Genomic DNA, 26434 nt, shown 5'->3' on the forward strand with positions numbered 1-26434 from the left:
CCGGCCGCCGATCGGCGGCCGGGCGCGACATGTCCAGCGGCCGGGCTCGAGCCCCGCGCTCAATGCACGAACGCGATGCTCACGCCGACACCCTCGATGTCACCGAGGCCGCCGCTCACCCGAAGCCCGAGGCTTCGCGAAAAGCGCAGGTCCACCCCGACGCCGAGCGCCAGGTCCACGTCGCTCTCGCCCCCACCGAATGTCGGCACCAGCACCGGCTGCAGGTAGGGAACGAAGGTGGTCTGGGAGTTCTCGAGATTGAACCGCCGTCCGACCGATACGCCGATCGGCACGTAGTAGACGTCGCGACCCGTGCCGACGTTGGCGCCGAACCCGAGCGTGAGCGATGCGTCCACCGGGATCCGGTCGGAGTAGCTGAGGAACCGGGTGCGGAGGTCGCCGCCCAGGAGATAGCGGGTGCCCGTGTCACCCTTCAGGTCCTCGAAGCCGCCGCGCACGCTGAGATCGAACTGCCGGTAACCGTAAGTGTAGAACCCTTCGAGCGAAAAATTGGTGGCGCCGCCTGGGTCGGTGAACGACGCCCCGAACTCGTACTGGTCAAATGTGCGATACGGCGCCTTGAAAACCGGCGTCCCTGTTTCCTGGGCGGCGGCAGGAGCGGCCGAAACCGCCGTCAAGCCCGCCACCACCACCCCCGCGACCACCCCCATCAGGCTACGGCGCATGCGACGCTCCTCCGACGTGTTCGGCGACAATGCGTACGCGATCATTCACGACCTGCAGGAACCCGCCTCGGACGGCGAACCGCGTCACGCCATCCGCGCGGCGGACGACGAGCGTGCCAGCACCAAGCAACGTCATGAATGGGGCATGGTTGGGCAGGATCCCCACTTCGCCGTCGAACGCCGGCGCCACAATAGCATCGGCGTCGCCATCGAAGATAGATGCCTCGGGCGAGATGACTGTGACCTTCATCACGACGCCGCGAGCTTCTTGGCCTTCTCCACCGCCTCGTCGATGCCTCCCACCATATAGAAGGCCTGCTCCGGGAGGCTGTCAAACTCGCCGCTCAACACCCGCTCGAAGCTCGCCACCGTGTCCTCCAGCTTTACGTACTTGCCGGGGATACCGGTGAACTGCTCGGCCACGTGGAACGGCTGCGAGAGGAACCGCTGAATCCGCCGCGCCCGCGCGACGACCAGCTTGTCCTCCTCCGACAGCTCGTCCATGCCGAGGATCGCGATGATGTCCTGCAGCGCCTTGTAGCGCTGGAGCGTGCGCTGCACGCCGATCGCGACGTTGTAGTGCCGCTCGCCCACGAACTGCGGGGCCAGGATGCGGCTCGAGCTGTCCAGCGGGTCCACCGCCGGGTAGATGCCCAGCTCCGAGATGGCGCGCGAGAGCACCACGGTCGCGTCGAGGTGGGCGAATGCCGTGGCCGGCGCCGGATCGGTGAGGTCGTCGGCCGGGACGTAGATCGCCTGCACCGACGTGATCGAGCCCTTGGTGGTCGACGTGATCCGCTCCTGCAGGTCACCCATTTCCGTCGCCAGCGTCGGCTGGTAGCCCACCGCGCTCGGCATCCGGCCGAGCAACGCAGAGACCTCCGAGCCCGCCTGGGTGAAGCGGAAGATGTTATCGATGAAGAGCAGCACGTCCTGCCCCTCGACGTCACGGAAGTATTCCGCGATCGTGAGGCCCGAGAGGCCCACCCGGAGCCGCGCACCCGGCGGCTCGTTCATCTGACCGTAGATGAGCGCCACGGAGTCCAGGATGTGCGCTTCTGCGAACTCGAGATAGAGGTCGTTGCCCTCGCGGGTGCGCTCGCCCACGCCGCAGAACACCGAGCGGCCGCCGTGGCCCCTCTGCACGTTGTGGATGAGCTCCTGAATGACGACCGTCTTGCCCACCCCGGCGCCGCCGAACAGGCCGATCTTGCCGCCCTTTACGAACGGCGCGATGAGGTCGACGACCTTGATCCCGGTCTCGAAGATCTCGGTCTTGGGCTCGAGCTCGGTGAACTTGGGTGTATCCCGGTGGATCGGCCAGCGCTCGGTGTCGGGCGGAATCGGCGGCCCGCCGTCCACCGGCTCGCCCAGCACATTGAGGATGCGGCCGAGGGGGGCTTCGCCGACGGGAACGGTGATCGGCCCGCCGGTGTCGACCACGGTCATGCCGCGCACCATGCCGTCGGTGCTGCTCATCGCGACGGCGCGCACCTGGTTCTGTCCCACGTGCTGCTGCACCTCGGCGACGACATGGATGTTGCGCTCGGGGCTGTCGATCACGAGCGCGTTGTAGATCTCAGGCAGGTGCTCGGGCTCGAACTCGACGTCGAGCACGGGGCCGATGATCTGGACAACGTGCCCGGTATCTTTGGGGACCTGCTCGTCCGTCGTAGAACGCGCCTGGGTCGCAGCTACGGTTGCCATGGGTATGGGTAGTCCCGTCTATTCGGTTAACAGGTTGTCAGCCTTGCAGCGCTGCGGCGCCGCCGACGATCTCCGCAATCTCCTGCGTGATCTGCGCCTGCCGCTGGCGATTGTAGGTGCGGGTCAGCTTCTCGATCAGCTCGCCCGCGTTGTCGGTTGCATTCTTCATGGCGGTCCGGCGGGCGCCGTGCTCGGCCGCCGCCGTTTCCACCAATCCGCGATACACCGCGTTCCGCACGTAGAGCGGCAGCAATTCTTTCAGGATTGCATCCGCGCTCGGCGCCAGAATGTAATCCGGCTTGACCTCACTCTGTCCGCCGGTCCGTCCGTCCGCCTGTCCGTCCGTCCGTCCATCCGCCCCCACCGGCAGAATCCGCACCGTCGCCGGCGGCGTCTGCAAGGCGCTGATGAAGCGGGCCTGGATCAGATCCACGCTCGCAAGCTCGCCCGCCACGTACGCGTCGATGAGCGGCTGCACGATCTCAGCGGCGTGCTCGGCCGTCGGCCGGTCGCCGATGTCGGTGCGCTGCCCGGCCAGGGGACGGCCCAGATACTTGAAGAAGCCGATCCCCTTCTTGCCGATCCCATAGAGCGCAACCTCGTACCCGGCAGCCTCCAGCTCCGCGATCCGCCGGCGCGCTTCCTTGATCAGGTTCGAGTTGAAGGCGCCGGCAAGTCCGCGGTTCGACGTGATGAGCAGCACCGCCGCCCGCCGCGGGCCGCCCTGCGCGGGCGGCTTGGGCGCGCGGAGGAGCGGGAACTGGCCGGCCAGATCCGGCGTCACCAGGTCGTCGATCACTTCGCGCAGCGCCTCGGCGTACGGCCGGGCGGCGGTCACTCGATCCTGGGCGCGCTTGAGCTTGGACGTTGCGACCAGCTCCATCGTCCGCGTGATCTTGCGCGTGTTGCGGACCGAGCGACTCCGGCCCTTGAGCGCGCGTCCCTTCGCCATCAGTCGGCCGGAACGAAGAGGGGCTTGAACGCGGCGATCGCCGACTTGAGCGCGCCGGTCAGCTCCTCGTCGAGCGCCTTCTTGGTCCGGATCCCCTCCAGCACCTTCGGCTGCTGCGCCTCGAGGTAGGTGAGGAAATCCCGCTCCCACTTGCGGATCTGGGGCACCGGCACGTCGTCGAGGAAGCCGTTGGTCGCGGCGAAGATGATGGCGACCTGCTGCTCCACCGGCATCGGGTGGTACTGCGGCTGCTTCAGGATCTCGACCAGCCGCGCGCCACGCGCGAGCTCCCGCTGCGTGGCGGCGTCGAGATCGGAGCCGAACTGGGCGAATGCCTCCAGCTCGCGATACTGCGCCAGCGAAAGCCGGAGCGGCCCCGCCACCTGTTTCATCGCCTTGATCTGCGCGTTGCCGCCCACCCGGCTCACCGAGATGCCGGGGTCTACGGCCGGCCGCACGTTCGCGAAGAAGAGGTCGGTCGTCAGGAAGATCTGGCCGTCGGTAATCGAGATGACGTTGGTCGGGATGTACGCGGAGACGTCGCCCGCCTGGGTCTCGATGATGGGGAGCGCGGTGAGCGAGCCGCCCGGCTTCTTGATGCGCGGATCGAGCTTGGTGAGCTCGGGGTTCTCCGAGATCTTGGCCGCGCGCTCGAGCAGGCGGCTGTGAAGGTAGAACACGTCGCCGGGGTACGCTTCCCGGCCGGGCGGACGGCGCAGGATGAGGGAGAGCTGGCGGTACGCCGCCGCCTGCTTGGAGAGGTCGTCGTACACGCAGAGGGTCGCCTTCCCCTCCTCGTACATGAAGTACTCGGCGAGCGCGCAGCCGGCGTACGGCGCGATGTACTGAAGCGGCGCGGGCTCCGACGCACTGGCCACGACGACGATCGTGTACTCCATCGCGCCGGCGTCCTTGAGCTTCTCCACCACGGTCGCCACCGTCGAGCGCTTCTGCCCGATGGCGACGTACACGCAGACGACGCCCTGTCCCTTTTGATTGAGAATGGTGTCGACGGCAATGGCCGTCTTGCCGGTGCCGCGGTCGCCGATGATGAGCTCCCGCTGCCCGCGGCCGATCGGGATCATCGAGTCAATTGCCTTGATGCCGGTCTGGAGCGGCTCCTTCACCGGCTGCCGGACGATGATGCCCGGCGCGATCATCTCGACCGGGCGGCTCGCGCTGGTGTGGATCTGACCGCGCCCATCCACCGGACGGCCAAGCGCGTCCACTACGCGGCCCAGCATGGCGGGACCCGCGGGCACCTCGAGCAGGCGGCCGGTGCGGCGAACTTCGTCGCCCTCCTTGAGCTTGAGGTAGTCGCCCATGATGGCGGCGCCCACGTTGTCTTCCTCGAGGTTGAGCACCAGGCCCGTAACGGTCTCGCCGGTTTCCTGGGCCGTGAACTCGAGCATTTCGCCCGCTTCCGCGGACTTGAGTCCGTAGATGCGGGCTACGCCATCGCGCACCTCGAGCACCGTGCCGACCTCGGCCGTGTCGGTCGTGCCGAGATCGGCGGCCTCAATCTCCCGAAGGAGGATGTCCTTGAGCTCGCCGGGGCGGAGGATCGTATCAGTCGCCATGGATCGCCTATACAGAGGTAAGAGATCGGGTATGGATAGGCTTGTGAAAATATGCACAAGCGGGCCGATCGGCAAGGCGAATCCGCCCGCTCAAAGGCTTGGAGCGCTACATCCGGCTCCGCGTGTTTCCCCGGGCAAACGCGGCCAGCACGCCCCGAGGACCAAGCTCCGCCAGTCGGGAGGGCGGCACGCTCGCGATGCGGCGCGTCGTGCCGGCGAGGTGGCTCGACGAGGCGTAGCCCAGGAGGCGGACGACGGAGGAGATGGAGTAACCCGGGTTCTGCAGCAGCTGCGCGGCGCAGGCCACGCGGGTGAGATCGATGACGCGTTTGAGATTGGGCGCGCCGCCCGCCCCGAACTGGCGGGAGAGGTGCTCGCGGCTCACGGCGAGCTGGCGCGCGAGCGAGCCGGTGCGCACCGGCCGCTCCACGTCGCGCACGAGGAGATCCCACGCGGCGCGCTGGAGCGGCTCGGTGAGACGGAGCACCCGCGGCGCGTCGGCGAGGGCGCGGCGCCGCGCCGTGGTGAGCGAGTGGCGGGTGACGAGATCGCCGGCCACCGCGTCGTCCACACCTTCCACCACGACGGCCGCGACGGCATGCCGCTGACAGGCGAGAAGCAGCTCGCCGTCATCGGCGCGGAAGCCGGCGTATACGAGCACCGGAATCCCCGGAAGCTGCCCGCGGAGTGCATCCAGCTCGGCCGCAGCTCCGCCGGCCGCCGCGGCAGGCGCCAGTACCACGGCGTCGACCAACCGCGCATGGAGCACTCGGCGGAGTCCGGTGGGCGTGCGGCAGGCCACCACCCGCGGGCCGTCTTTCGGAAGCGTGCGCCGGAGCGCCTGCACGGCGCTTCGGCTCTCGAGCAGTGTCGCGACCGCCGCCACCGTCGCTCCTCCTCAGGACGCCGGGTTCGGCGAGGCGGGTTCGGTCCGGGTGCTCGTGCCGCGCGGTGGCCGTCCGGCCCCGGTGGCCACGAGGGTCCGCACCATCTCGCCGGCGCGCTTCAGCACACCGCGAGCGTTGTCGTAGGAGAGGGTCTCGAGTGCCTGGTCGAGCGGTTGCCATACGCAGGCGGTGATCCCTTCGGCCGCCTGCGGACGCGGCTCCTCTCCCGGGGACTCGAACAGAAAGAAATGGCAGTACTTGTGGATGTGCCGGCCGCGAAATCGGAAGTGCCAGTCGATGATGCGGATGGGGCCGTGCAGCAGCAGGTCGCCGAGGCCCGTCTCCTCCTGCGTTTCACGGCGCGCCGTCTCGGCCGGCGCCTCCCCGTCCTCGATGTGCCCCTTCGGGAAGCCCCAGTTGTCATAGGAGTCGCGGATGAGGAGAAAGTGCGTCACGCGCTCGGGCAGGCGGCGGAAGATGATTCCGCCCGCGCTCACCTCGAGGTCGGCGCGGCGCTTCGCCATCAGAACACCGACACCTTGAAGTACCGCTTGGGGTTCGCCTTGATGTCGGCGAGGAGCTGGCGGAGCTCGGTGACGGTACGCGTGGTCTCCACGTAGAGCGCGGAGTCGGCGGCCAGCCGGCCGAGGGTGCCCTGGCCGCGCTCGATCCGGGAGAGCAGCGAGTCGGCGGTTTGCAGCGTGCGCACGAGGCTCCCCTGGCTCTCATGCGCGGCCGCCATCACTGAGCGGAAGTCGTGCGCCGCGTCCTTCAGGTCGGCGCTCGCACTGCGGGTGTTGTTGAGGATCTCCTGCAACTGGTTCGCGTTGGTGGCCGTGTCCATGCGCGATACCGTGTGCTCGAAGCTCCGCGCGATGCCGGCGAACGCGTCGGCCGAGGTGGCGACGCTCTTGCTCACGTGGTCAAGGCGGTCGGCCTGCGCATCGGTGAATTTGGCGACGCGGTGGGAGATCGACGCGAGGTCGAGCACGCTCTGCTGCAACTGATGCAGCGCGGTGGTGTCGAACACGCCGCGGATGCGCTGGGTCACGTCGGCCACGTCGCCCGCGATGCGGCTCGCCTGGGCGGTGAGCTGGCCGATGTCGGGCAGCGTGGCGCCGGGCCATGCATCGCCGCCGGTGGTATCGGATTCGACCAGCGCCGCGCGCACGTTGGGATCGTCCGGCAGCGGCTCGAACGGGATGATGTTCGCCGCCCACTCGCCGAACAGGCTGTTGGAGGCGGAGATCACCGCCGGCTTTCGCGGCAACGTGACGGTCTTGTCGACGGTGAGCTCGGCTTCCACCCATTCGTCGCGCGCGAGGCGGATCGCCTCGACCCGGCCCACTTTGACGCCGCGGAGTGTGACCGGCGCGCCGACACCGAGGCCGCCCACGGTGCGGAAGCGCGCGACGTAAATGTCCTGCTGGCTGTTCATCCCCCGCCCGCTCAGCCAGAGCGCGCCGCCGATCACCAGGGCGAGCGAGCCGAGCACCACCAGGCCGACCACAAACTCGTTGCCGCGCTTCACGCCGTTGGCCTCGTCATGCGGACCTCACGCTGTCGGGGCGTCCTTCGATGAACTGACGCACGACGGGATCGTCGGTCGCCTGCATCTCGGCGGGCGTTCCCACCTGGCGGATCATGCCGTCGTGCAGCATGGCGATGCGGTCGCCGACGCTGAACGCGCTCCGCATGTCGTGGGTGACGACCACGCCGGTGACGCCGCGGTCTCGCGTGCGTTCCATCAGGCGGTCCATGACCGCCGCCGTTATGGGATCGAGCCCGGTGGTGGGCTCGTCGTATAGAATGTAGCGCGGCCGGAGGGCCACCGCTCGCGCGATGCCGACCCGCTTGCGCATGCCGCCCGAGAGCTCCGACGGCATGCGCTCCTCCGCGCCGGTGAGATCGACCAGCGCCAGGCTCTCCGCGATCCGCTCTTTGATGGCCTCTTCGTCATACCCCCGCTTCACGAGCCCGAGCCGGATGTTCTCCGCCACGTTCATCGAATCGAACAATGCGGCGAACTGAAAGACGTAGCCGATCTGCCCTCTCAACTTCCCCAGCTCCGCGCGATCCAGATCCGGCACGTTGCATCCATCCACCTCGATCCGCCCGGCATCGGCCTCGAGCAGCCCGGCGATGAGCTTCAGGGTGACGCTCTTGCCGCTCCCGGACGCGCCGATGATGACGGTGTTCAGACCCTCCGGTACGTCCAGCGTGAGCCCTTGAAGCACCGTCTTTGGGCCGAAAGACTTGTGGACGTCTTGCAGGCGGATCATTGGGGGCGGTCGCCCGGCCGCCTCACAACAGCACCAACGCCCAGAACGCGTCCAGCACCAGAATCGCCTGACACCCATGCACCACCGCCCGAGTCGTCGCTCGGCCGACGCCCTCGGCGCCGCCCTCGGTCGAGAGACCCTGGACGCAGCCCATGAGGGCGACGGCGGCGCCGAAGCTCGCGCTCTTCACCAGGCCGAACCAGACGTCCTTGAAGTGGTAGAAGAGGCGCAGGCCCTTGAGGAAATCGGGCGTGCTGAGCTGGAGCAGGTTGATCGACGTGAGCCATCCCGCGCCGACGCCGACGGCAATCGCAAAGCTCGTCACCACCGGAAACATCAGCGTGGCCGCGAGCACGCGGGGGACCACGAGGTAGGCACTCCGGTCGTAGGAGAGCGACTCCAGCGCGTCGACCTGTTCGGTGACCCGCATGGTGCCCAGCTCGGCCGCGATGTTGGCGCCCACCCGGCCCGCGAGCGCCATCCCGGTGAGCACCGGGCCCAGCTCCATCATGATCGTCTTGCCGACGAGCGAGCCCACGAAGTAGAGGGGCACGGCGCCGGTGAAGATGTAGGAGGAGAGGAGTGCCAGGACGATGCCGGTGAAGACGGCGATGAACACGGCGATCGGCACCGAATCGACGCCGAGTCGACGCATCTGGCCAAGCAGAAGCGGCCGCCAGGTGGGGACGTCGGCCACGGCGCGAGCCGCCTCGGTGCTCCAGCGGCCCACGTCCGCCACGATCCCGCCCCTGGCACGACGGGAAGCGACGAGGGGCACGGCAGGAAGGTACGGCGGAAACTGTTCGCTCGGAAGGCGTGCGCGGACTATGGCGTCGGGAGTCGCGACATCCTCATGCGGCAAAGCTCGCGAGCGCCCGCCCCACGTCGCCCTGCCGGAGCCGCTTGAGCGCCCGGTCGCGGAGCTGTCGCACCCGCTCACGCGTGACACCGAGCATCCCGCCGATCTCCTCCAGCGTGTGCTCCCGCCCGCCGTCCAGCCCGAAGTAGAGCCGGAGCACCTTGGCATCGCGCGGCGGCAGGGTTCGGAGCGCCTGCTCGATCTCATCGGAGAGGAATCGGTCCATGGCCTGCTCTTCGGCGTCGGACTGGTCGTCCACGATGAACCGCTCGATCATCGAGCGGTCGCCTTCCGGATCGAGCGGCGCGTCGAGCCGCACGTCGCTCGTGTTGAGCGCCGCGAGTGACTGCACCACGTCGAGCGAGAGCCCCACCGCGTGGGAGATCTCTTCCGGCGTAGGCTCCCGCCGAAGCTCCTGCCGGAGCGCCTCGGCCGTGCGCACGATCTTCGAGAGGTCGGCCGTGCGGTTGAGCGGTACGCGCACGGTGCGCCCGTGCCGCGCGAGTGCTGCGAGGATGGCCTGCCGGATCCACCAGACCGCGTAGGAGATGAACTTGACGCCCTGGTCGGGGTCGAACTTGCGGGCGGCGGTGAGCAACCCGACATTGCCCTCGCCGATGAGATCGGTGAGCGGGAGCCCGCGGTTCTGATATTTCTTGGCGACCGAGATGACGAACCGCAGGTTGCGCTTCACCAGCTCCTGCATCGCCTCCTGGTCGCCGGCGCGCACCCGTCGCGCGATGGCGATCTCCTGCGGCGGTGTGAGTAGCGGCGTCTTGCTCACCTCGAAGAGATACTGATCGAGGATGTCGCGGTCGGCGTCGTACACGCCGAGGCTCTTGGCGGTCTCCCGCTTTCGAGGGCGGCGCGGCTTGGGCGGCGTCTGCGCCAGGATTTCGGCCGTGGTGAGATCGTCGCTCAGGCGCTCGGACGGCGGGACCGGCGCGGCGCGGGCGCGCTCGGGGTTCCGTCTCTCGGGCTCGGGCTTCTTCTTCGGCATCCGTGATCGCTGCTCGACTCGTTGCTGCTCGATTCGCTGCTGCTCGACTCGGTCCTGCGTGTCGTCTCGAACGTTCCTGCTTGACGCATCTTCGGGCACGGGCTAGGTTCCCGTGCTGCTGCCGCCAGGATCAGTACGTGGACGGAAGAACCCACGGAAGGTGCACTGAATGGCGCGGCAATGTAATGGGGGCGTAGCTCAGTTGGGAGAGCGCGTGAATGGCATTCACGAGGTCAGGGGTTCGATCCCCCTCGCCTCCATGAGAGGCCGGGGAGCCCGCTCTTAGCCCCGCCTCGCGGCGCCGGTTTCCGAGCGCGCCGAGCGGCCCGGCCGCTGGTTGCGCCGGCTCGCACCGCACGCTACAATCCGGTCCGATTCGCGGGAATAGCTCAGTTGGTAGAGCACAACCTTGCCAAGGTTGGGGTCGCGGGTTCGAGTCCCGTTTCCCGCTCTCGACGGTCGGTCGGATGCACCGCAAGGTTGTTGAGTGTGATGGGCAGCAGGGCTCAGATCAACGTCGCGGGGTGGAGCAGTCTGGTAGCTCGCCGGGCTCATAACCCGGAGGTCGTGGGTTCAAATCCCACCCCCGCTATCGCGCGGACAGGCGGACAGGCGGACAGACGGTCAGTGGTTCCGGCGAGGGGAGCCTCTCCGACGCCAAGAGCCACCGACCGCCTGTCCGTCTGTCCGTCTGACCGCCTTACGCGGGCGGTTAGCTCAGTTGGTTAGAGCGCCACGTTGACATCGTGGAGGTCACAAGTTCGAGCCTTGTACCGCCCATCGACGCCGGTGCCGGCACCCTTTTCCGCATGGCGACCGGCTCTGCGCCCTTAGCTCAACTGGATAGAGCATCTGACTACGGATCAGAAGGCTGGGGGTTCGAATCCCTCAGGGCGCATGTCGCGGTCCCGGTGCATGGCGCGGTGCCGCAGAGCGGCAGGGCAATAGCACTCGAGCGACAAGGCGCAGCGATGCGGCGAGTGCGGGGCGTGGCGCAGTCCGGTTAGCGCGCCTGCTTCGGGAGCAGGAGGTCCCCGGTTCAAATCCGGGCGCCCCGATCGAACGCCCGAACGGCCGGCTTCCAACGGAAGCCGGCCGTTCGGGCGTGGGGCGCCCAACTTGCCGGTTCGCGCGCACGGGAAACCTGGGTTGCTGCCTCGTCGTACGGATCGCCGGATGCCACCAGGCATCGGCGATCGACGATCTGTCCGGAGGCTCCGTGCGCGCACTCGCCGCCGTGCTCCCGTTCCTCCTTCTGGCCCTGCACACAGCGCCGAAAAGCGGCGAAGATCTCGTGCGGCGCATGCACGCCCGGTACGCCGGCCGCTGGTATCATACCGTCACCTTTACGCAGACGACGAGCTTCCCTGATCGCGCCGCCCAGACCTGGTACGAGGCGGCCACCATTCCGGGCAAGCTGCGCATCGACGTCGCGCCGCTCGACAGCATGACCGCGTTCATGTTCGTGGGCGACTCGGCCGTCGTGTTCCGCCACGGTGCACGCACCGGCGCGCGGCGCGACCGCAACCTGCTCATGACGCTGGGCTTCGACGTGTACGCGCAGGCGCCGGAGACGACCATCGCGCAGCTCCGCGCCGAGGGCATCGACCTGGGCAAGATTCGCGAGGACCGCTGGAGCGGCGTAAAGGTCTGGGTCGTGGGTGCCGAGCGGGGGGATACTACCTCAGGCCAGTTCTGGATCGAGCAGGACCGCCTGCTCTTCGTGCGCCTGATCCAGCCGCACACGAATCCGCAGCGGGCCGGCGCGCCGCCGAATCTGCTCGACGTCACCTTCGAGAATTATCGGCGGCTCGACCGCGGCTGGGTGGCGCCTCGCGTGGTGATCAAACTCAACGGGAAGGAAATCCAGCGCGAGCAGTACACCGGCATCCGCGCCGACGTGCCGCTGCAAGCCGATCTCTACGACACACAGGTCTATCGCAAGCCCGGGTGGGTCGGTGGCCCGTAGCGCGCAGGCCTCGCGTCACCGCGCCTCCTTCCGGCGCAGATCATCGAACCAGTTGTCGACCCACACGATGCCGTCGTTCGCTTCCTCCGCCGTGCGGCGCGCCTTGCGGAAGAGGAACGTGCCGCTCGGCGTCACGGCGAAGGATTGATGGAAGTTGTCGATCAGGAAGCCCGATGCGTCGAACAGCGGATGCAGCGACGAGACCGAGAAGGTCGGCGCCGTCGCGATCTCAGCGGCGATGACCCGGGCAGCTCCGTCCAGATAGAACAGCTCGCGCCCGCCGGGCGACCAGCGCGCCTCGGCCCCGCCGCCATTCGACACCTGCCATCGCCCGGCCGATGAGTTCGGGAAGGGACGCACGTACACCTCGTTGCGGCCGGACTCGTCGGAGGTATACGCCACCCATCGGCCGTCGGGCGAGAGCGCCGGGTGCAGCTCGGAATACGGTGTGGCGGCGACCACGACCGGCACCGTGTCACCGGTGGTCCGCATGGCGAGGATGTCGCCGGCGCCGGCGTACCCATTATCGGTACGGAGCACGAGCCACGCTCCGTCCCGCGACCACGCAATTTCCTGAATGAGCTGACCCGGGCGGGCCAGCACGCGCTCGGGGGCGCTCCCGTCGGCCGGGCGCACCATGACGAGGCTCTTGCCGGCCGAATCGCGGATCCAGGCGACCATGCGCCCGTCGCCGGACCAGACGGGCCGCTTGTCGGTGCCACCGAACGTGAATCGAGTGAGCGGTCCGCCGTTCAGCTGCTTGAGCCAGATGTCGACCCCGGTGCGGCCGGCGCCCCACCAGACCGCCAGCCGGCGCCCATCGGGAGAGGGCACGAGGTCATTGATTGCGCCGTGCCACCCCGAATCCACCGGCGATACCGTTCCATCCCGCGCCACCTGTACCGCCTCGGCCTCATCGGCACTGGCGACGCCACCGCGGATGTACGCGAGCGTACCCGAGGGCGACCACGCGAGTTGGATGATTCCGTGTCTGACCCGCACGCCGTTCAGCACCGGCACGGCGGCGCCGGTCACTTCGAGACGGGCCGGATCAAACGGCGCGGTCATGGCCACGCCGTCGCTTCGCACATAGAGCAGTTGTCTGGTTGGGAGATCCCACGCCTGCAACACGTCCTCGAGCAGCAGCTTTGCATGACCGGTGCTGAGCTCGAGCACATAGACGGCCGTCGCGGCACATCCGGGGGAGCAGACCTGGAACAGCACGCCGCGCGCCTGGGGGAGCGCCGCCAGCGACGTGACACCACCGCCGTAGCCTGCCTTCGCCAGCACGACGCTCGTGGTGCCGCCGTCTTCGCTGACCCGCCGCAGCTCCTGGAGCGTGCGCGTCACGTAGATCACCGTGCCGTCGTCCAGCCAAGCAACGCCGCCCGGCTCGCTGGACGCGCTGTCGGCGATGCTGACCACGGCACCTCCCGTGGCGCGCACCTTTTTCACCTGTCCGTCCGCCACGAAGGCGATCCACCGCCCGTCAGGTGAAAACGCCGGCATGTGCGCGCGCTCCGTGCCCGGGATCGGCACCGGGTCGAGCGCGCTGCGGCTCTTGACGAAGAGGCGCGCGTTCTGCCCGTCCGCCTTGAACACGAGCATGGAACCGTCGGGCGAGAGCGCGAGCGCCGCCGAGTTCGCGTCCGCGGCCAGATTCGGATGGCCGCTCAGCGTGACGAGTTGCCAGGCGCTGGTTGCGGGCGAGGACCGTCCGCGCGCCCAACCCCACGCGGCGAGCGGCAGCGCGATGAGCGCCACGGCCCAGCCGGCGATCGCGGCCGGGGAGAGGTGGCGCGCGGGCCGCCGCGCCGCCTGTGCCGACGTTCGGCCCGAGCGCGCGCGGCGGCCTGCGCTCCGGCGGTACTCGGCCCGCTCGTCGAGCGCCGCGGCGAACTCGGCCGCGCTGGCGAACCGGTCGGCCGTGAGCTTCTCGAGCGCCGTCAACACCGCGTCTTCCACGTGCTCGGGAACGCTCCGCCGCGCAGTCGAGAGGGGCGGCGGTTCCTCGGTGACGACCTTGGCGAGGACGGCCTGGGCGGTGGGCGCCGTGAACGGCGGCTCGCCGGCCAGCATCTCGTAGGTCACGGCGCCGAGCGCATACACGTCGGTGCGCGCGTCGAGCGTGCGCTCGCCCATCGCCTGCTCGGGGCTCATGTAGTGGGGCGTGCCGAGCGAGAGCCCCGTCTGGGTCATCCGGCTGCCGCCCGCCTGCTCCACGGCGAGCGCAATTCCGAAATCGGCCACGAGTGAATGGCCGTCGTGCAGCAGAATGTTTTCCGGCTTGATGTCGCGGTGGATTACCCCGCGCTTGTGGGCGTACTCGAGCGCGTCGGCGATTTCGGTGGCGATCCGCAGCGCATCGGGGATGGGAAGCTGCTTTTCCCGCGCGAGCCGGCCGCGCAGCGTCTCACCCTCGACGTAGGGCATGACATAGTAGAGCCGGCCCTCGGCCGAGCCCGAGTCGAAGAGCGGCAGGATGTGGGGATGCTGCAGGTTGGCGGTAAGCTCGATCTCCTTGAGGAAACGCTCCGGCCCGAGCACCGCCGAGAGCTCGGGGTGCAACACCTTGATCGCCACGCGACGATGGTGCCGGAGATCCTCGGCCAGATAGACCGTGGCCATCCCCCCCGCGCCGAGCTCGCGCTCGATGCGGTAGCGCTCGGTCAGCGGGGCGGCGAGCGCGCCGCCAGGGCCGGCCAAGTCCGGGGCCGGGGGATCGGAGTTCGCCATGCGGCAGTCGGCCTATGGGAATCGGGTTGGCGCGAATATGCATCCGCGGCCACCGGAAGTCACGCAGTATGTGCGTCGCTCAGGAGGCTCCGCGTTCCGCCACGTCGCGCAACACGCGGTAGAGATACTCCGTGCCCCACCCGAGCGCCGGCACCGGCACCCGCTCGTTGTCGCCGTGCATCCTGAGCTCATCCTCCAGCGGGAGCGGCATCGGCAGAATGCCGTAGGTGGGGATCCCGATCGCGCGCAGATCCTTGCCGTCGGTGGCGCCGGTCGAGAGGAACGGAATCACCAGCGCATTCGGCGCCATCACCTTTGCCTGCCGCTCCATGGCCCGGTAGAGCGCGGTGCCCACGGGCGAGGGCGGCGGCGCCTTGGCCGGCGGGTAGTCGAGTGCGCAGGTGACCTCGGGCTCGGAGGCGGCGTGCTGGATCGCGCGCGTGATCGCCACGATGTCCTCGCCCGGAATGATGCGCACGTTGAACGTCGCTTTGCCTTCGGAGGGGATCACGTTTTCCCGGATCCCGCCGTGGATGAGCGTGAGTGCCGCGCCGGTGCGCAGCACGGCGTTGTAGAGCGGGTTCTGCGAGAGCACGCCCGCCGCGCGGTCAATCGCGGCGGAATCGCTGGCGGTGGCCACCGTGCGCATCGCCGCGCGGACGGCGGTGTCCGGTTCGATCGTTGCCAGTTGGCCGAAGTAGAGCCGCGTCGTCTCGGTGAGTCGGACCGGCGGGCGCCAGGCATGGATCCGCGCCACCGCACGTGCGAGCGCCGCTAGCGCATTGTCGGGCAGCGGCACCGAGCCGTGTCCGCTCGGGCCGTGGGCCGTGCAGGTCACGGCGTAGTAAACCTTTTCGGTCGTCTGAATGTCGACCGTGCTCACCCGCCCACCCTCGACGCGAACCCGGCCGCCCTCGTTGAGCGCGAACTCCGCCTGGTTCACCAGATCGGCGCGACGCTGGAGCAGCCAGGCGATGCCGACGTCGCCGCCCTCCTCCGACGCGGTGCCGAGCAGAATGACGTCGCGGTCGAGCCGGTCGCGCCGGCGTGCGAGCATCTCGAACGCCGTCACCGCGGCGGAGAGCATCCCCTTGTCGTCGATGGCGCCGCGGCCGTACAGATAGCCGCCCCGCACCGTGGCCTTGAAGGGCGGCGACTTCCACTTGCTCGTGTCGGCGCCGACGACGTCCATATGCGCCATGATGAGCACCGGCTTGGCGGACGGGCGCGGCGCGCGCAGCCGCGCCACGAAGTGCGCGCGCCCGCCGCCGATCTCGACGATCGTGGTCTCGACGCCGGGCAACGGCGCGAGCAGCGAGTCGAGGTACCGCGCCACCAGCAGCTCGTGCCCGGGCGGATTCTGGGTGTCGAGGCCGATGAGGTGGGTGAGCAGCGTCTCGGTGCCCCGTTGCGCCGCGGCGCGATCGAAGCCCGGCGGTGCGGGCGCCACCAGCCCGTACGCGGTGCCGGCGTTCGCGGCCGTCTGCGCGCCGGCCGCGACCGGCGTGAGCGCCGGCGCGAGCGCGCCCGCCACCAGCGCGGTGCGGCGGAGCCAACGCGCCGCCCTCATCCGGCAGCCACGCGGAACCGCCGCAGCATGCGGTGCCCGCTATAATGCGGCACACCCTTCGCGTCCGGCATCCAGCAGACCAGCACGTAGTCGCCCGCAGTGAGATCAACCGTGAACCAGGCGTGATGTCCGCGGTCGACGCCCACCATCCCGCCGAGCGGGCGCGCACGGCGGCTCCCCGCCATCGGGTGGTGCATCCAGGCGTCCACATCCGCCATAGTGGCGCCCGGCGCCATGCGGAACACCTCCACGTCGTGCGTCGCAGGGCCCCGGTTTTCGACTCGGAAGACGCGCCGGCCGGCCGCCGGCACTCCCGCCATGTCGATCGCATAGTCGCGCAGGGTGATGCGCGCATCGGCGTGCGGCTCGGTCGCGGTGCGTGGACCCGCGGGCGCCACCTCGAGCGGCGCGAACAGTCCCTTCTGCACGTGCATCTTCCCATCCTCGTCCATCACCCAGCACGCGAGCACCGCATGGCCCGGTGGAAGCACGACGGTTGCGACGGCGGTATCGCCGGGGACCACGGCGTTTGGGCCGCCGACCTCGTAGGGGCCGGGGAAGAGGCTGTCGCCCTGCACCGCCGCGAGAAATTCCGCCACGCTGTGCTCGCCGAGCCACACGATGCCGATCATGTGCAGATCCTTGCCGCCATTGATCATGCGGACGGTGATCGGGCCCGCGGGCACCGTGACGGGCGCCGGCCGCTCGAAGACGAAGTCGCGGGCGACGACGGTAACGACGGGCGGCGACTGCGCTCGAGCGGGCGCGGCGCCGAGAACAGCGAGCACGGTAAGCGCCATCCACACACCGCGCGCTGAGTGCAGCTCAACGATTCGCACAGTCGTATCCTCCGCCTGAAGGATGAATGCCGCGTACGCGCCCGCTGGTGCGGCGCCCGCGCGGGTCGTACTCTTCGCGTCCGATGCACCCCTGCCCCGAATCCGATCTCTCGCCGGCGAGGCCCTGATGCGACGCTCCGCGCTCACCGTGGCCCTGCTCCTCTCCCTGGCGCCCGCGCGCGCCGCGGCGCAGGCGCTCACCGTCACCCTCCTCGGCACCGGCGCGCCGGTCCCCAGCGTCGAGCGCTTCGGCCCCGCCACGCTGGTCCGCGCGGGTGGGCAGAATCTGCTGTTCGACTGCGGCCGGGGCGCCACGCAGCGGCTCAGGCAGGCAGGCGTGCCGCTCGGCGAGGTGACCGCACTCTTCCTCACGCATCTTCATTCCGATCACGTCGTCGGCATCCCCGACCTCTGGCTCACCGGCTGGCTGCGCGGCGGCTTCGGCCATCGCGCCGGATCGTTCGCGGTGTGGGGACCTCCGGGCACCCGTGCGATGATGGCCGGGCTCGAGCAGGCGTACCAGGAAGACGTCCGTATCCGCACCGAGGACGCGAAGCTCTCGCGTGAGGGTGTGGCGATCGATGCGAGGGATATCGGCCAGGGCGTCGTGTACCGGCGCAGCGGCGTAACCGTGACGGCGTTCACCGTGGACCACGGAAAGGCGGTGCGCTACGCGCTCGGGTACCGGGTCGACTATCGCGGGCATGCCGTCGTGATCTCGGGCGACACGCGGTACAACACGAACCTGATCCACTTCGCGAAAGGGACCGACGTGCTGATCCACGAGGTGGCGATGGGCCGAGGGCCGGGGCTCCTCACCTCGCCGACGACCCGGCCGATCCTCGGCCACCACACGAGCCCCGAGGAAGCGGGCAAAGTGTTCGCGCAGGTGCGGCCGCGGCTCGCGGTCTATACCCACATCGTATTGATCTCGCCCGACTCGAGCGTGGCACCGCCGACCGTTGCCGACCTCGTCGCGCATACGCGCACGACCTATGCGGGCCCGCTCGAAGTGGGCGAGGACCTGATGACGATCGCCGTGGGCGACAGCGTCGAGGTGCGCCGCCCTCACTGAGCCGTCGCCCGCGCGTCGGCCTGCACCGCGCGCCGCACCAGCCGCGAAACCGGCCAGCTCGCGAGCAGGACGGCAAGCAGAATCAGCGCGCTTCGCGGATCGGCCACCGAGAACACCGCGCCGAGACCGACCATCAGCGCGAGCGCCACGCCCGGCACCACCGGATAGCCCCAGGCCCGGAAGGGCCTCGGCGCATCGGACTCCCGGCGGCGCAGCACGAAAAACGCCGCGAATGACACCAGATACAGCACGACGACGATGCTCGCATCGACCGCCAACACCGCGCGGAACGAGCCGGAGAGCATGAACGCGACGATCACCGCCAGGCTCAAGCCCAGTGCCACGCTCGGCGTACCGCCGGCGTTCACTCGCGCGGCTTGCCGGGGAAAGAGGCCGTCCTCGCTCATCGCGAGCAGGATGCGCGGAATCGCGATCAGCTCCGCGTTCACGGTGCCGAGAATCGCGATGATCATGATCAACCGAATGATCGTATCGCCGTGGGCGCCGAAGAGGGCACGGGCCATCGTGGCGCCGACGAACGGGTCGCCCGCCATGCGGCTCACCGGCAGCACCGCGAGGTAGGCGAAGTTGATCAACAGATAGAGCGCGATGATGAGCCAGACGCCGCGGAACATCGCGCGAGGGATTTCCCGCCCCGGGTCGCGGATCTCCTCGCCGCAGAACACCACGGCGTAGTAGCCGTCGTACGTGAACAGCACGCCTTGCGTCGCCACGCCGAATGCGAGCAGCAGGCCGGTGCCGTGCGGCACGACAACGGGCGCCGCCGCGACGGCCGAATGCGGCACCACGAACGCGGCGACGACGAGTGCCAGCAGCGCCATCGCCTTGAGCGCCGTCATGAGCTCCTGCGCGCGCGCGCCCGCGCGCACGCCGATCCACTGCAATCCGACGAGCATGCCGAGCACGGCGAAGGCCACCGCCATCTCATGCCCCGCGAGCGGCGGGATGAGGCCGCCCGCGTACTCCCCGACCACGATGGTAAGTGCCACCGGGCCGAGGCACCAGTTGATCCAGCTCGCGTAGCCGGTGAAGAACGCGACGCCGTCGCCGAAGGCGCGCCGCGCGAAGACGTAGAGGCCGCCCGAGCGCGGCGTCATCGCGCCGAGCTCGGCGAAGATGTTCGCGCCGAGCAGGGGAATGGCCGCGCCGAGCACCCAGGCGGAGAGATAGAGCGCCGGCGTGGGGAGGGCCGACGCGATCTCGCCGGGCGTGCGCAGAATGCCACCGCCCACCGTGGCGCCGACGACCATTGCCAGGCCGAACGCGGCGCCGAGGACACGGAGCAGGCCGCGTGGGCGCGCGGCGGACACTGCCGGCGTCGCCAGGGGCGAGGCGACGCTCTCGCGCAAGGGAGCTTGAATGACGGGATCGTCCGTGTCGGGACGCTCGAATATCGACCGGCCCGCCCGCATGGCGCCAGCCCCCGCGGCTGCGTACGTTCCGGGGTTCGCGTCAGCGAGTCCGCCGGCCACTCGACCCGGAGCGCGCATGCTGGGCAGGCTCAGAGGCCGCCGCGTCATCCTGTCGGAGCAGGAGCAGGAGTTCCGCGCGCGCGAGCAGGAGCTGCTCGACCGGCTCGCCGCGGCGCTCGAGCGCTTCGGCCAGGACGTGACGGGCGACGATCTGCGGCGCTTCCGCGAGGCGCGCGACGCGCTCGCCGGCTTCTTTCTTCTGGTGATCGCGGGTGAGTTCAACTCCGGCAAGTCGAGCTTCATCAACGCGCTCCTGGGCGAGCGGGTGCTGCCGGAGGGCGTCACACCCACCACCGACCGCATCAACGTGGTGCGCTGGGGCCCCGAGCCCACCGAGGTGCTGCGCGAAGCCTACCTCCTCGAGCGCACCTACCCGGGCGAGGTGCTGCGCGAGATCAACATCGTCGACACGCCGGGCACCAACGCCATCGTCCGCCGCCACGAGGAGCTGACCCGCGATTTCATTCCCCGCTCCGATCTCGTCCTCTTCGTCACTTCCGCCGACCGCCCGTTCACCGAGAGCGAGCGCGCGTTCCTGGAGCAGATCCGGCGCTGGGGCAAGAAGATCGTATTCGTGGTGAACAAGGTCGACATTCTCGCTTCGCCGGCCGATCGCGAGCAGGTGATCGCCTACGTGCGGGAGAACGCCGCGGCGCTTCTGGGCGAGACGCCGGAGATCTTTGCGGTGTCCGCCCGCCAGGCGCTGGCCGACGGCGCACAGGACGTGGATGCGCGCCGCACCCAGAGCGGCTTCGCCGCCGTCGACGACTACCTCCTCCACACGCTCGACCAGACGGAGCGCGTCCGGCTCAAGCTGCTCAACCCGCTCAACGTCGCCCTCCACCTCGCGGCCAAGTACAAGGACGTGGCGTTCGACCGGCTCAAGCTGCTGGCGCAGGACGTGGAGACGCTGCAGAACATCGACCAGCAGCTCGCCGCCTTCCACGACGAGATGATCCGCGACTTCGAGCCCCGCCTTTCCCGCCTCGACCAGCTCCTGAGCCAGATGGAGCGGCGCGGCACGCTCTTCTTCGACGAGACCATCCGCATCGGCCGCATCCGAAGCCTCATGGACAGCGACCGGGTGAAGCGCGCCTTCGAGCGCGAGGTGATCGGCGAGACGCCGCGCGAGGTGGAAGACGAAGTGGGCCGGGTCATCGACTGGATCGTGGAGCGCAATCTCAAGATGTGGCAGGACGTGGCGGCGTACATCGAGCGGCGGGACATCACGCGCCACCGTGAGGGCATGATCGGGGAGGTGGGACCGAGCTTCGGCTACAATCGGCAGGCGCTGCTCGCCTCGGTGGGACGGGTGGCGCGCGAGGTGGTCGGAAGCTACGACCGTGAGTCCGAAGCGCGCGTCATCGCGAACGACGTCCAGGGCACCTTCGCCACTACCGCGCTCGCGGAAGCCGGCGCCCTCGGCATCGGCGCGCTCGTCGCCACGGTGCTCACCGGCGCCGCCGCCGACGTCACCGGGCTGCTGCTCGCCGCGGCGCTCGCGGTCACCGGCTTCTGGGTCATCCCCCATCGCCGGCGCCAGGCGCAGCGCGACTTCGAGCGGCGCGTGGATCACCTGCGCGAGCGGCTGCGCGACGGGCTCACCAGGCAGGTGCACGGCGAGATCGCGCAGTCGAGCGATCGGATCAACCAGGCGGTCGCGCCCTACCGGCGTTTCGTGCAGACCCAGCAGCAGCAGCTCGATGACGCGCGTGCCGAGCTGGTGGCGACCGAGGACGCGCTGCTGCGCCTGCGCGCGGCGATCGAGAAACGATGAGTCGCGCGCAGTCCACCCGCTGCATGCTGCTGCTGGTCGACGGCCTTCGGCGCGACGTCGCCGAGGCGGAGCTCGCCGCCGGCGCGCTGCCCCACCTGGCTCGGATGGTGAACGAGGGCGGGCGAGCGTGCGCCATCACGGCGTTTCCTTCCACGACGAGCGTCGCGTATCTCCCGTTTCTCACCGGCTGCACCCCCGGCCGGTGCGACGTGCCCTCGATCCGCTGGCTCGATCGCACCCGCTACGACGGGCGGTGGTGGCGCGGCCGCGCGGCGCTCCGGAGTTATTGCGGCTACCAGGCGCCGATGCTCGATGGGGACATCGCGCCGGACGTGTCGACCATCTTCGAGCTCGTGCCGGGGAGCGTCGGGCTCTTCACGCCGGTTGCGCGCGGCCTCGGGCCCGCGGGCGACCCGACGCGCGTCGCGCGGAAGTTCTGGGGCACCGTGTCCCACTACGCGCAGTGGCACCAGCCGGGGGACGACGCGGTGGCGCGCCACCTGCTCGTCGCGGCGGACGGACCCGCGCGATTCATCTTCGCCCAGTTTCCCGCGGTGGACGGCTACACGCATCAGCGCGGACACGATTCGGCGGAGGTGCGGCGCGCCTTGGGGCGGGTGGATGCGACGGTGGGACGGCTCACCGAGCGGCTCCGCGTGCGCGGTGAGCTCGAGCGGACCCTGATCCTGCTCGTGAGCGATCACGGCGCGTCGCCGGTGCGCACCCACCTGGATCTGGCCGACTGGTTCCGTGCGCGCGGCGTCCGCACGCTCGCGCACCCGACGGTCTGGGTGCGCGACCCGCAGGTTGCGGTGATGGTGGCGGGCAACGGCTCCGCGATGGTGTACGCGCGGCCGGGTGTGCCGCGCGCGCGGCGCTGGCCTCTTGCCGCGCTGCGAAGCGTGGCATTCGTGGCCGCGCTCCTGGCCGAACCCGCGGTGGATCTCGTCGCGGCGGAGGAGGAGAACGGTGCCGTACGGGTGGCGTCGCAGGGCGGCGAGGCGGAGCTTTGGCGGCGCGAGGCGGACGGCGGCGTGGAGATCGACTATCGCCCGCTCACCGGCGATCCGCTCGGGATCGGCGGCGCGTGGACGGCCAGCGCGCGTGAATGGCTCGACGCCACCTGGGATTCACCGCGTCCCGACGCCGCCTATCAACTCGTCGATCAATTCCGCTCCCCGCGCACCGGCGACCTCGTGGTGACCGCGCGCCCGGGATACGACTTTCGCCATCGCTGGGAGATCCCGACCCACCGCGCCGGCCATGGCAGCCTCACCCGAGATCACATGCAGACGCCGCTCTGGGCGAACGTGCCGCTGCCGGACGGCCCGTTCCGCACGGTCGATCTCTTTCCGGCGATGCTCGAGTGGCTCGGCGTGCCGATGGCGGCGGCCATCGACGGCGACGCACGCTGGCATCCGCCGCGCGCTGCGGACGACGCCGACCGCGCCACGGAATCCGCGCGATCGGACGCTTTGGTCGTATCCAAGCCGACAGGACCCTGGAGCTGAACCAGCTTTTCGCTCGCGACTGCGCGGACGAGGCCGAGTGGGACGCATTCGTCCGCGGCATCCGCTGGACCACCGTGCACCACGCCTACCGGTACGGCCGGCTGCTCGCCGCCTCCTTCGGCTACCTGCGGCAGGACTATCGCGTGATCGAGTCGCGTGGGACGATCATGGCCGCGATTCCGCTGATGCAATTCTCCGTGGGCCGGCTCTGCCGCTCGCTGCAATCTCTTCCCTTCGACATCTATGGCGGCCCAGTGCTGCATCCGGATCACACCGATGACGCCGACCTCCACCGGGCAATCGCGCGGGACGTCGACGAGCTGGCGGGTCGCCGCGGCGCCTTCGAGGTCCGCTTCTCGATCCCGGTGTCGGCGCCCCCCGCCGTCGAACGCTGTCTCAAGTCGCTCGGCCACGTCGAGAGCAAGGTGACCGATTGTCCCGTGCTGACCCTGGGCCGGCCGCTCGAGCAGATCCGTCAGGGCTACTCGGCCCAATTGCGCCGAGCGCTGAGAGTGAGCGCGCGGCAAGGGGTGACGGTCGAAGTCGGTGCGCCGCTCGATGTGCTCGAGTCACTCTATCCGCTCTATCGCGCACGCATGCAGCAGATCGGCGCGACGGTGAAGCCTTGGCGATTCATCGAGGGCGTCGTCACGCAGCGGATCGGACTACCCTTTGTGGCACATCTCGGCGGCCGAGCGATCGGATTTCTCATTCTCCTCGCGACACCGGGAATCGCGATCTACTGGATTTCGGCCATGGAGCCCGACGCGTCGCGCACCCGGCCGATGAACGCCATGCTGGACGCGGCCATCGCCTGGTCGCACGCCGAAGGCATCCCGCGTTTCAGCTTTGGGGAGTCGCATGGGCGGTCGGGACTCGTGCGATTCAAGCAGTCGTTCGGGCCCGAGATGAGTCAGCACGTGGTGATGGTCCGCACCTATCGGCCAATGATCCAGCGGAGCTGGAGCCTGCTCGAACCCGCGGCCCGGCGGAGTTACGCACTGTGGGACCGCTGGCGCGCGCCTCTGGCTCGAAGGCTGAGCCACCGATCGTGATAGACCAGTCTCCACCCGGCATCCCTCCGGGTTGCATGGACCACCTCGCCGGCAGGCGAGTGCTCGTCACCGGGGCAACCGGATTCGTCGGCCAGCACGTCGCGCGCGCGCTGCGTGCGGGGCCTGGTATCACGGTCCGGATTCTGGCGCGATCCCCCGACAAGGCGCACGAGGTGTTCGGCTCCGCGGCCGGTTCGATCGACGTGCGGCTCGGCGACGTCACTGATCCGGCATCGCTCGATCGGGTCTGCGACAGTGTGGACCTCGTCATCCATAGCGGAAGCGCGGTGCCCTACGCGTTCGCGCGCGGCGCGCCGCCGGGCGAGTTCACCCGGGTCAACCTGCAGGGCACGGAGAATCTGGCCCGGGCCGCGCTCGGTGCCCGCGTTCGCAAGTTCGTGCACGTCTCCAGCACCGCCGCGATGGGCACACCCCGCGAGCCGGCGGTGAATGAGACCACGCCGTGCCGGCCAACATCTCCCTACCAGCGCTCGAAGTACGAGTCGGAGCAGGCGCTGCTCGACATGCAGCGCGAGCGGGGCCTCGCCGTGGCGATCGTGCGGCCCTGTCTTGTCGCGGGCGAGGGCAAACGTGGCGGCGAGCTGCTGAAGCTCTTCCGATTGTGCCGGCGCGGGACGTTCCCCGTGATCGGCGGACGACTCGAGATCGAGAAGCCGCTCGTCGCGGTGGACGATGTGGTTCAGGCGTTGCTGCTCGCATCGGAACGTGCACCGACGGGTGGGATCTATCTGGTGCATTCGGGCGGAGGCCACACCCTCGGAGCCATCCTGCGCGAGGCCGGCAGGCTCGTGGGGAGGCAGCGGCCGTACCTTTCGATTCCGATGCCCGCTGCCGATGCCGCCGCCCGGGCCGGCACCTGGCTCTCGCGGCGACTCGGACGGCAGCTCCCGCTCACCCGCGAGCGGCTGGACCTCTTCCTGATGGACCGCCACATCGAGATCCGCAAGGCGGACGCGGAGCTCGGTTTCCGTCCCCAGCACCAGGACCTCGCGGAGATGCTGGGCCGCACCTACCGGAACTACGTCGCCACGAAGCAGCTATAGCCGCAGGGGTGCCGTGGGGCGCCCGGGCCATTAGAATTCCGGCTCTGGTCACATGTGCCTACGGGTCCGTAGCTCAGTTGGATAGAGCGCTTGCCTCCGGAGCAAGAGGTCGCGCGTTCGAATCGCGCCGGGCCCATGCATCGGAATCATCATCCCCGCTAACGGTTAGCCGCTGGCGGGGATGGTCGTTTTCACGGAGGCCCTGCCCGATGCGATTTTCGCGGCGGCCGGGCAGCGGATCCGCAACCTGCTCTGAGCCCCCAGCCAGGGCTGCGCTGCCTCGCCGGGGCGGTCTCGCCGGCCCCCGTTCGGTCAATCGCCAAGGGCTCCAATCGCTCGCTAGGTGGGGAAGGCCGAAGGTCGCCGGCGACACGCCCGGACGCAGTAGACCAGCGTGACACCGATCGCGGTGCCCACGATGCTCATGGCCAGCGGGAAGGCGACATCCGACGGCGCCACCGCCCAGACCGCCGCGTAGGCTAGTCCGGCGATCGCGAATACCCATCCTGCCACTCGGAGCGTCGATCTCGGCCAGTCAGCCACACCGTTGGGCCCCAGGGAAGCGGACGGGCTCTTCGGGATGAAGTTGGCGTACAGCGCCAGGGTCAGTCCGATGAGGATCTGGGCGCTGCGTTCTACGCCGTGCTCGTCGTCTGTACGGCTGGCTTGCGAACCTGCTCGGATGGGCGACGTTCCTCATCGCCGCCGCTGCCGGCATCGGAGCTGTGTGGGCCGGCGTGGGAGGCTAGTTCGCCATTGCCCCGGTCGCATTGCGGGAGCAGAGGCGCGACTTAGCTTGTCCGGAATGGGCCAGACGAGGATCAGCTCATGATCGCCAGATCCCGACCCGCGCTTGACGAGTACCCCGCCGCCCTCGCCGGTTACGTCGGGAGGATCGGCGAGGAGGAAGAAGTCCTGGCCGTCCTCGCCGACCAGCTCGACGAGCTCCCCGCCTTGCTCGGCCGCTCGGGCGAGGGCCTGGGCGATTATCGCTACACGCCCGGCAAGTGGACCGTGAAGGAGGTCGTGGGCCATCTCTCCGACACGGAGCGGATTCTTTCCTGTCGCGCGCTCCGCTTCGCCCGCGGCGATGCCACGCCGCTGGCCAGCTTCGACGACCAGGCCTATGTGGCCGAGCTCGGTGCGGCCGGCCGCATGCTGTCCGAGATGATCGGGGAGTGGAGCGACGTGAGGCGCGCGGCCCTGGCGCTCTTCCGCCACCTGTCGGCGGCCGCGTGGTGCCGGCGGGGAATCGCCAGCGACCAGCCGATCAGCGTCCGCGCCCTCGCCTATGTCATCGCCGGCCACACGCGACACCACGTGGAGACCTTGCGGGCGCGGTACATCTCGTGACGCGATCCCAGGCGCTCACCCATGACGTTCAACCGCATG

The 26434-nt window shown here is 69.4% G+C and carries 23 protein-coding genes and 7 tRNA genes; 14 read left to right on the forward strand and 16 right to left on the reverse strand.

Translation table 11 applies throughout. From position 1 onward, the window contains the following. Nucleotides 1–59: 59 nt before the first annotated feature. The 11 genes from VFW66_00270 to VFW66_00320 all read right to left on the reverse strand — a co-directional run bounded on the left by VFW66_00270 (nt 60) and on the right by VFW66_00320 (nt 9953). The gene (locus VFW66_00270) at nt 60–686 is read right to left on the reverse strand and encodes a hypothetical protein (GenBank protein HEX5385117.1); all 627 of its coding nucleotides are present in this window, start codon (nt 684–686) and stop codon (nt 60–62) included. Next, a complete protein-coding gene (gene atpC / locus VFW66_00275; GenBank protein HEX5385118.1) occupies nt 676–936 on the reverse strand; it encodes an ATP synthase F1 subunit epsilon in 261 nt (86 codons plus the stop codon). Before atpC ends, VFW66_00270 begins: the two co-directional genes overlap by 11 nt. Next, nucleotides 936–2393 carry a F0F1 ATP synthase subunit beta gene (gene atpD, locus VFW66_00280; GenBank protein HEX5385119.1) on the reverse strand — a complete coding sequence of 486 codons (1458 nt, stop codon included), beginning with the start codon at nt 2391–2393 and terminating at the stop codon, nt 936–938. The genes atpC and atpD overlap by 1 nt, the downstream gene beginning before the upstream one ends. A gap of 37 nt (nt 2394–2430) precedes the next feature. After that, nucleotides 2431–3345, reverse strand: a complete 915-nt coding sequence (gene atpG / locus VFW66_00285; protein HEX5385120.1) for an ATP synthase F1 subunit gamma — start codon at nt 3343–3345, stop codon at nt 2431–2433. Then, complete coding sequence (gene atpA / locus VFW66_00290; GenBank protein ID HEX5385121.1) at nt 3345–4925, reverse strand: F0F1 ATP synthase subunit alpha; 1581 nt, start codon at nt 4923–4925, stop codon at nt 3345–3347. The genes atpG and atpA overlap by 1 nt, the downstream gene beginning before the upstream one ends. 106 nt (nt 4926–5031) lie before the next feature. Beyond that, on the reverse strand, nt 5032–5811 hold the full coding sequence (locus VFW66_00295; protein ID HEX5385122.1) for an AraC family transcriptional regulator: 780 nt from the start codon (nt 5809–5811) through the stop codon (nt 5032–5034). Nucleotides 5812–5823: 12 nt separating this feature from the next. Then, nucleotides 5824–6336, reverse strand: coding sequence for an NUDIX hydrolase (locus tag VFW66_00300; GenBank protein ID HEX5385123.1), 513 nt, complete (start codon nt 6334–6336; stop codon nt 5824–5826). Continuing rightward, complete coding sequence (locus tag VFW66_00305) at nt 6336–7343, reverse strand: MlaD family protein (protein ID HEX5385124.1); 1008 nt, start codon at nt 7341–7343, stop codon at nt 6336–6338. Before VFW66_00305 ends, VFW66_00300 begins: the two co-directional genes overlap by 1 nt. A 13-nt stretch (nt 7344–7356) precedes the next feature. Continuing rightward, entirely contained in the window at nt 7357–8094 is a 738-nt protein-coding gene (locus tag VFW66_00310) for an ATP-binding cassette domain-containing protein (protein ID HEX5385125.1), read from the reverse strand. Between the two features lie 22 nt (nt 8095–8116). Then, on the reverse strand, nt 8117–8872 hold the full coding sequence (locus VFW66_00315) for an ABC transporter permease (GenBank protein HEX5385126.1): 756 nt from the start codon (nt 8870–8872) through the stop codon (nt 8117–8119). A gap of 73 nt (nt 8873–8945) precedes the next feature. Beyond that, nucleotides 8946–9953, reverse strand: coding sequence for an RNA polymerase sigma factor RpoD/SigA (locus tag VFW66_00320; GenBank protein ID HEX5385127.1), 1008 nt, complete (start codon nt 9951–9953; stop codon nt 8946–8948). Between the two features lie 187 nt (nt 9954–10140). Between VFW66_00320 and VFW66_00325 the strand changes: the two genes are divergently transcribed. The 7 genes from VFW66_00325 to VFW66_00355 all read left to right on the forward strand — a co-directional run bounded on the left by VFW66_00325 (nt 10141) and on the right by VFW66_00355 (nt 11922). Further along, nucleotides 10141–10213: transfer RNA gene (locus VFW66_00325), tRNA-Ala, on the forward strand. Between the two features lie 118 nt (nt 10214–10331). Then, nucleotides 10332–10404: transfer RNA gene (locus VFW66_00330), tRNA-Gly, on the forward strand. A 67-nt stretch (nt 10405–10471) separates the two neighbouring features. After that, a tRNA-Met gene (locus tag VFW66_00335) sits at nt 10472–10545 on the forward strand. Nucleotides 10546–10659: 114 nt separating this feature from the next. Then, a tRNA-Val gene (locus tag VFW66_00340) sits at nt 10660–10733 on the forward strand. A gap of 44 nt (nt 10734–10777) precedes the next feature. Then, a tRNA-Arg gene (locus tag VFW66_00345) sits at nt 10778–10851 on the forward strand. Between the two features lie 85 nt (nt 10852–10936). Continuing rightward, nucleotides 10937–11011, forward strand: a tRNA-Pro gene (locus VFW66_00350). A 161-nt stretch (nt 11012–11172) separates the two neighbouring features. Further along, nucleotides 11173–11922, forward strand: a complete 750-nt coding sequence (locus VFW66_00355) for a hypothetical protein (GenBank protein ID HEX5385128.1) — start codon at nt 11173–11175, stop codon at nt 11920–11922. Between the two features lie 15 nt (nt 11923–11937). Here the strand turns inward: VFW66_00355 and VFW66_00360 are convergent, their stop codons facing one another. The 3 genes from VFW66_00360 to VFW66_00370 form a co-directional block, all read right to left on the reverse strand. Further along, on the reverse strand, nt 11938–14628 hold the full coding sequence (locus tag VFW66_00360) for a protein kinase (GenBank protein ID HEX5385129.1): 2691 nt from the start codon (nt 14626–14628) through the stop codon (nt 11938–11940). A 109-nt stretch (nt 14629–14737) separates the two neighbouring features. Continuing rightward, nucleotides 14738–16228, reverse strand: a complete 1491-nt coding sequence (locus tag VFW66_00365; GenBank protein HEX5385130.1) for a M20/M25/M40 family metallo-hydrolase — start codon at nt 16226–16228, stop codon at nt 14738–14740. After that, nucleotides 16225–17067 (reverse strand): hypothetical protein, encoded by an 843-nt coding sequence (locus VFW66_00370; GenBank protein ID HEX5385131.1) that lies wholly within the window; start codon nt 17065–17067, stop codon nt 16225–16227. Before VFW66_00370 ends, VFW66_00365 begins: the two co-directional genes overlap by 4 nt. Before the next feature lie 127 nt (nt 17068–17194). Between VFW66_00370 and VFW66_00375 the strand changes: the two genes are divergently transcribed. After that, nucleotides 17195–18142 carry an MBL fold metallo-hydrolase gene (locus tag VFW66_00375; GenBank protein ID HEX5385132.1) on the forward strand — a complete coding sequence of 316 codons (948 nt, stop codon included), beginning with the start codon at nt 17195–17197 and terminating at the stop codon, nt 18140–18142. Here the strand turns inward: VFW66_00375 and VFW66_00380 are convergent. Further along, a complete protein-coding gene (locus VFW66_00380; GenBank protein ID HEX5385133.1) occupies nt 18136–19473 on the reverse strand; it encodes an APC family permease in 1338 nt (445 codons plus the stop codon). The genes VFW66_00375 and VFW66_00380 overlap by 7 nt on opposite strands. Before the next feature lie 178 nt (nt 19474–19651). Here VFW66_00380 and VFW66_00385 point away from each other — a divergent pair, with 178 nt between their 5' ends. From VFW66_00385 to VFW66_00405, 5 genes are all read left to right on the forward strand, one after another. After that, the gene (locus tag VFW66_00385; protein HEX5385134.1) at nt 19652–21412 is read left to right on the forward strand and encodes a dynamin family protein; all 1761 of its coding nucleotides are present in this window, start codon (nt 19652–19654) and stop codon (nt 21410–21412) included. Further along, nucleotides 21409–22923, forward strand: coding sequence for an alkaline phosphatase family protein (locus tag VFW66_00390; protein ID HEX5385135.1), 1515 nt, complete (start codon nt 21409–21411; stop codon nt 22921–22923). The genes VFW66_00385 and VFW66_00390 overlap by 4 nt, the downstream gene beginning before the upstream one ends. A 74-nt stretch (nt 22924–22997) precedes the next feature. After that, nucleotides 22998–23978: a GNAT family N-acetyltransferase gene (locus VFW66_00395; GenBank protein ID HEX5385136.1), complete on the forward strand. Its 981-nt coding sequence runs from the start codon at nt 22998–23000 to the stop codon at nt 23976–23978. Nucleotides 23979–24013: 35 nt separating this feature from the next. After that, on the forward strand, nt 24014–25042 hold the full coding sequence (locus VFW66_00400; protein HEX5385137.1) for an NAD-dependent epimerase/dehydratase family protein: 1029 nt from the start codon (nt 24014–24016) through the stop codon (nt 25040–25042). A gap of 62 nt (nt 25043–25104) precedes the next feature. Further along, nucleotides 25105–25178, forward strand: a tRNA-Arg gene (locus VFW66_00405). 203 nt (nt 25179–25381) lie between these two features. On the opposite strand, the gene VFW66_00410 is transcribed toward VFW66_00405, so the two are convergent. Then, nucleotides 25382–25555, reverse strand: coding sequence for a hypothetical protein (locus VFW66_00410; GenBank protein HEX5385138.1), 174 nt, complete (start codon nt 25553–25555; stop codon nt 25382–25384). Nucleotides 25556–25870: 315 nt separating this feature from the next. Here VFW66_00410 and VFW66_00415 point away from each other — a divergent pair, with 315 nt between their 5' ends. After that, entirely contained in the window at nt 25871–26395 is a 525-nt protein-coding gene (locus VFW66_00415; GenBank protein ID HEX5385139.1) for a DinB family protein, read from the forward strand. Nucleotides 26396–26434 lie beyond the last annotated feature (39 nt).

This window comes from Gemmatimonadales bacterium (genome assembly GCA_036279355.1).
Lineage (GTDB): Bacteria > Gemmatimonadota > Gemmatimonadetes > Gemmatimonadales > GWC2-71-9 > DASQPE01.

Bases quoted from the DNA above. Each gene is read 5' to 3' on its own strand.
- VFW66_00390 (HEX5385135.1), top strand. From the start codon at position 21,409: ATGAGTCGCGCGCAGTCCACCCGCTGCATGCTGCTGCTGGTCGACGGC.
- atpD (HEX5385119.1), bottom strand. From the start codon at position 2,393: ATGGCAACCGTAGCTGCGACCCAGGCGCGTTCTACGACGGACGAGCAG.
- VFW66_00385 (HEX5385134.1), top strand. From the start codon at position 19,652: ATGCTGGGCAGGCTCAGAGGCCGCCGCGTCATCCTGTCGGAGCAGGAG.
- atpA (HEX5385121.1), bottom strand. From the start codon at position 4,925: ATGGCGACTGATACGATCCTCCGCCCCGGCGAGCTCAAGGACATCCTC.
- VFW66_00415 (HEX5385139.1), top strand. From the start codon at position 25,871: ATGATCGCCAGATCCCGACCCGCGCTTGACGAGTACCCCGCCGCCCTC.
- atpG (HEX5385120.1), bottom strand. From the start codon at position 3,345: ATGGCGAAGGGACGCGCGCTCAAGGGCCGGAGTCGCTCGGTCCGCAAC.
- VFW66_00375 (HEX5385132.1), top strand. From the start codon at position 17,195: ATGCGACGCTCCGCGCTCACCGTGGCCCTGCTCCTCTCCCTGGCGCCC.
- VFW66_00270 (HEX5385117.1), bottom strand. From the start codon at position 686: ATGCGCCGTAGCCTGATGGGGGTGGTCGCGGGGGTGGTGGTGGCGGGC.
- VFW66_00320 (HEX5385127.1), bottom strand. From the start codon at position 9,953: ATGCCGAAGAAGAAGCCCGAGCCCGAGAGACGGAACCCCGAGCGCGCC.
- atpC (HEX5385118.1), bottom strand. From the start codon at position 936: ATGAAGGTCACAGTCATCTCGCCCGAGGCATCTATCTTCGATGGCGAC.
- VFW66_00300 (HEX5385123.1), bottom strand. From the start codon at position 6,336: ATGGCGAAGCGCCGCGCCGACCTCGAGGTGAGCGCGGGCGGAATCATC.
- VFW66_00365 (HEX5385130.1), bottom strand. From the start codon at position 16,228: ATGAGGGCGGCGCGTTGGCTCCGCCGCACCGCGCTGGTGGCGGGCGCG.
- VFW66_00310 (HEX5385125.1), bottom strand. From the start codon at position 8,094: ATGATCCGCCTGCAAGACGTCCACAAGTCTTTCGGCCCAAAGACGGTG.
- VFW66_00400 (HEX5385137.1), top strand. From the start codon at position 24,014: ATGGACCACCTCGCCGGCAGGCGAGTGCTCGTCACCGGGGCAACCGGA.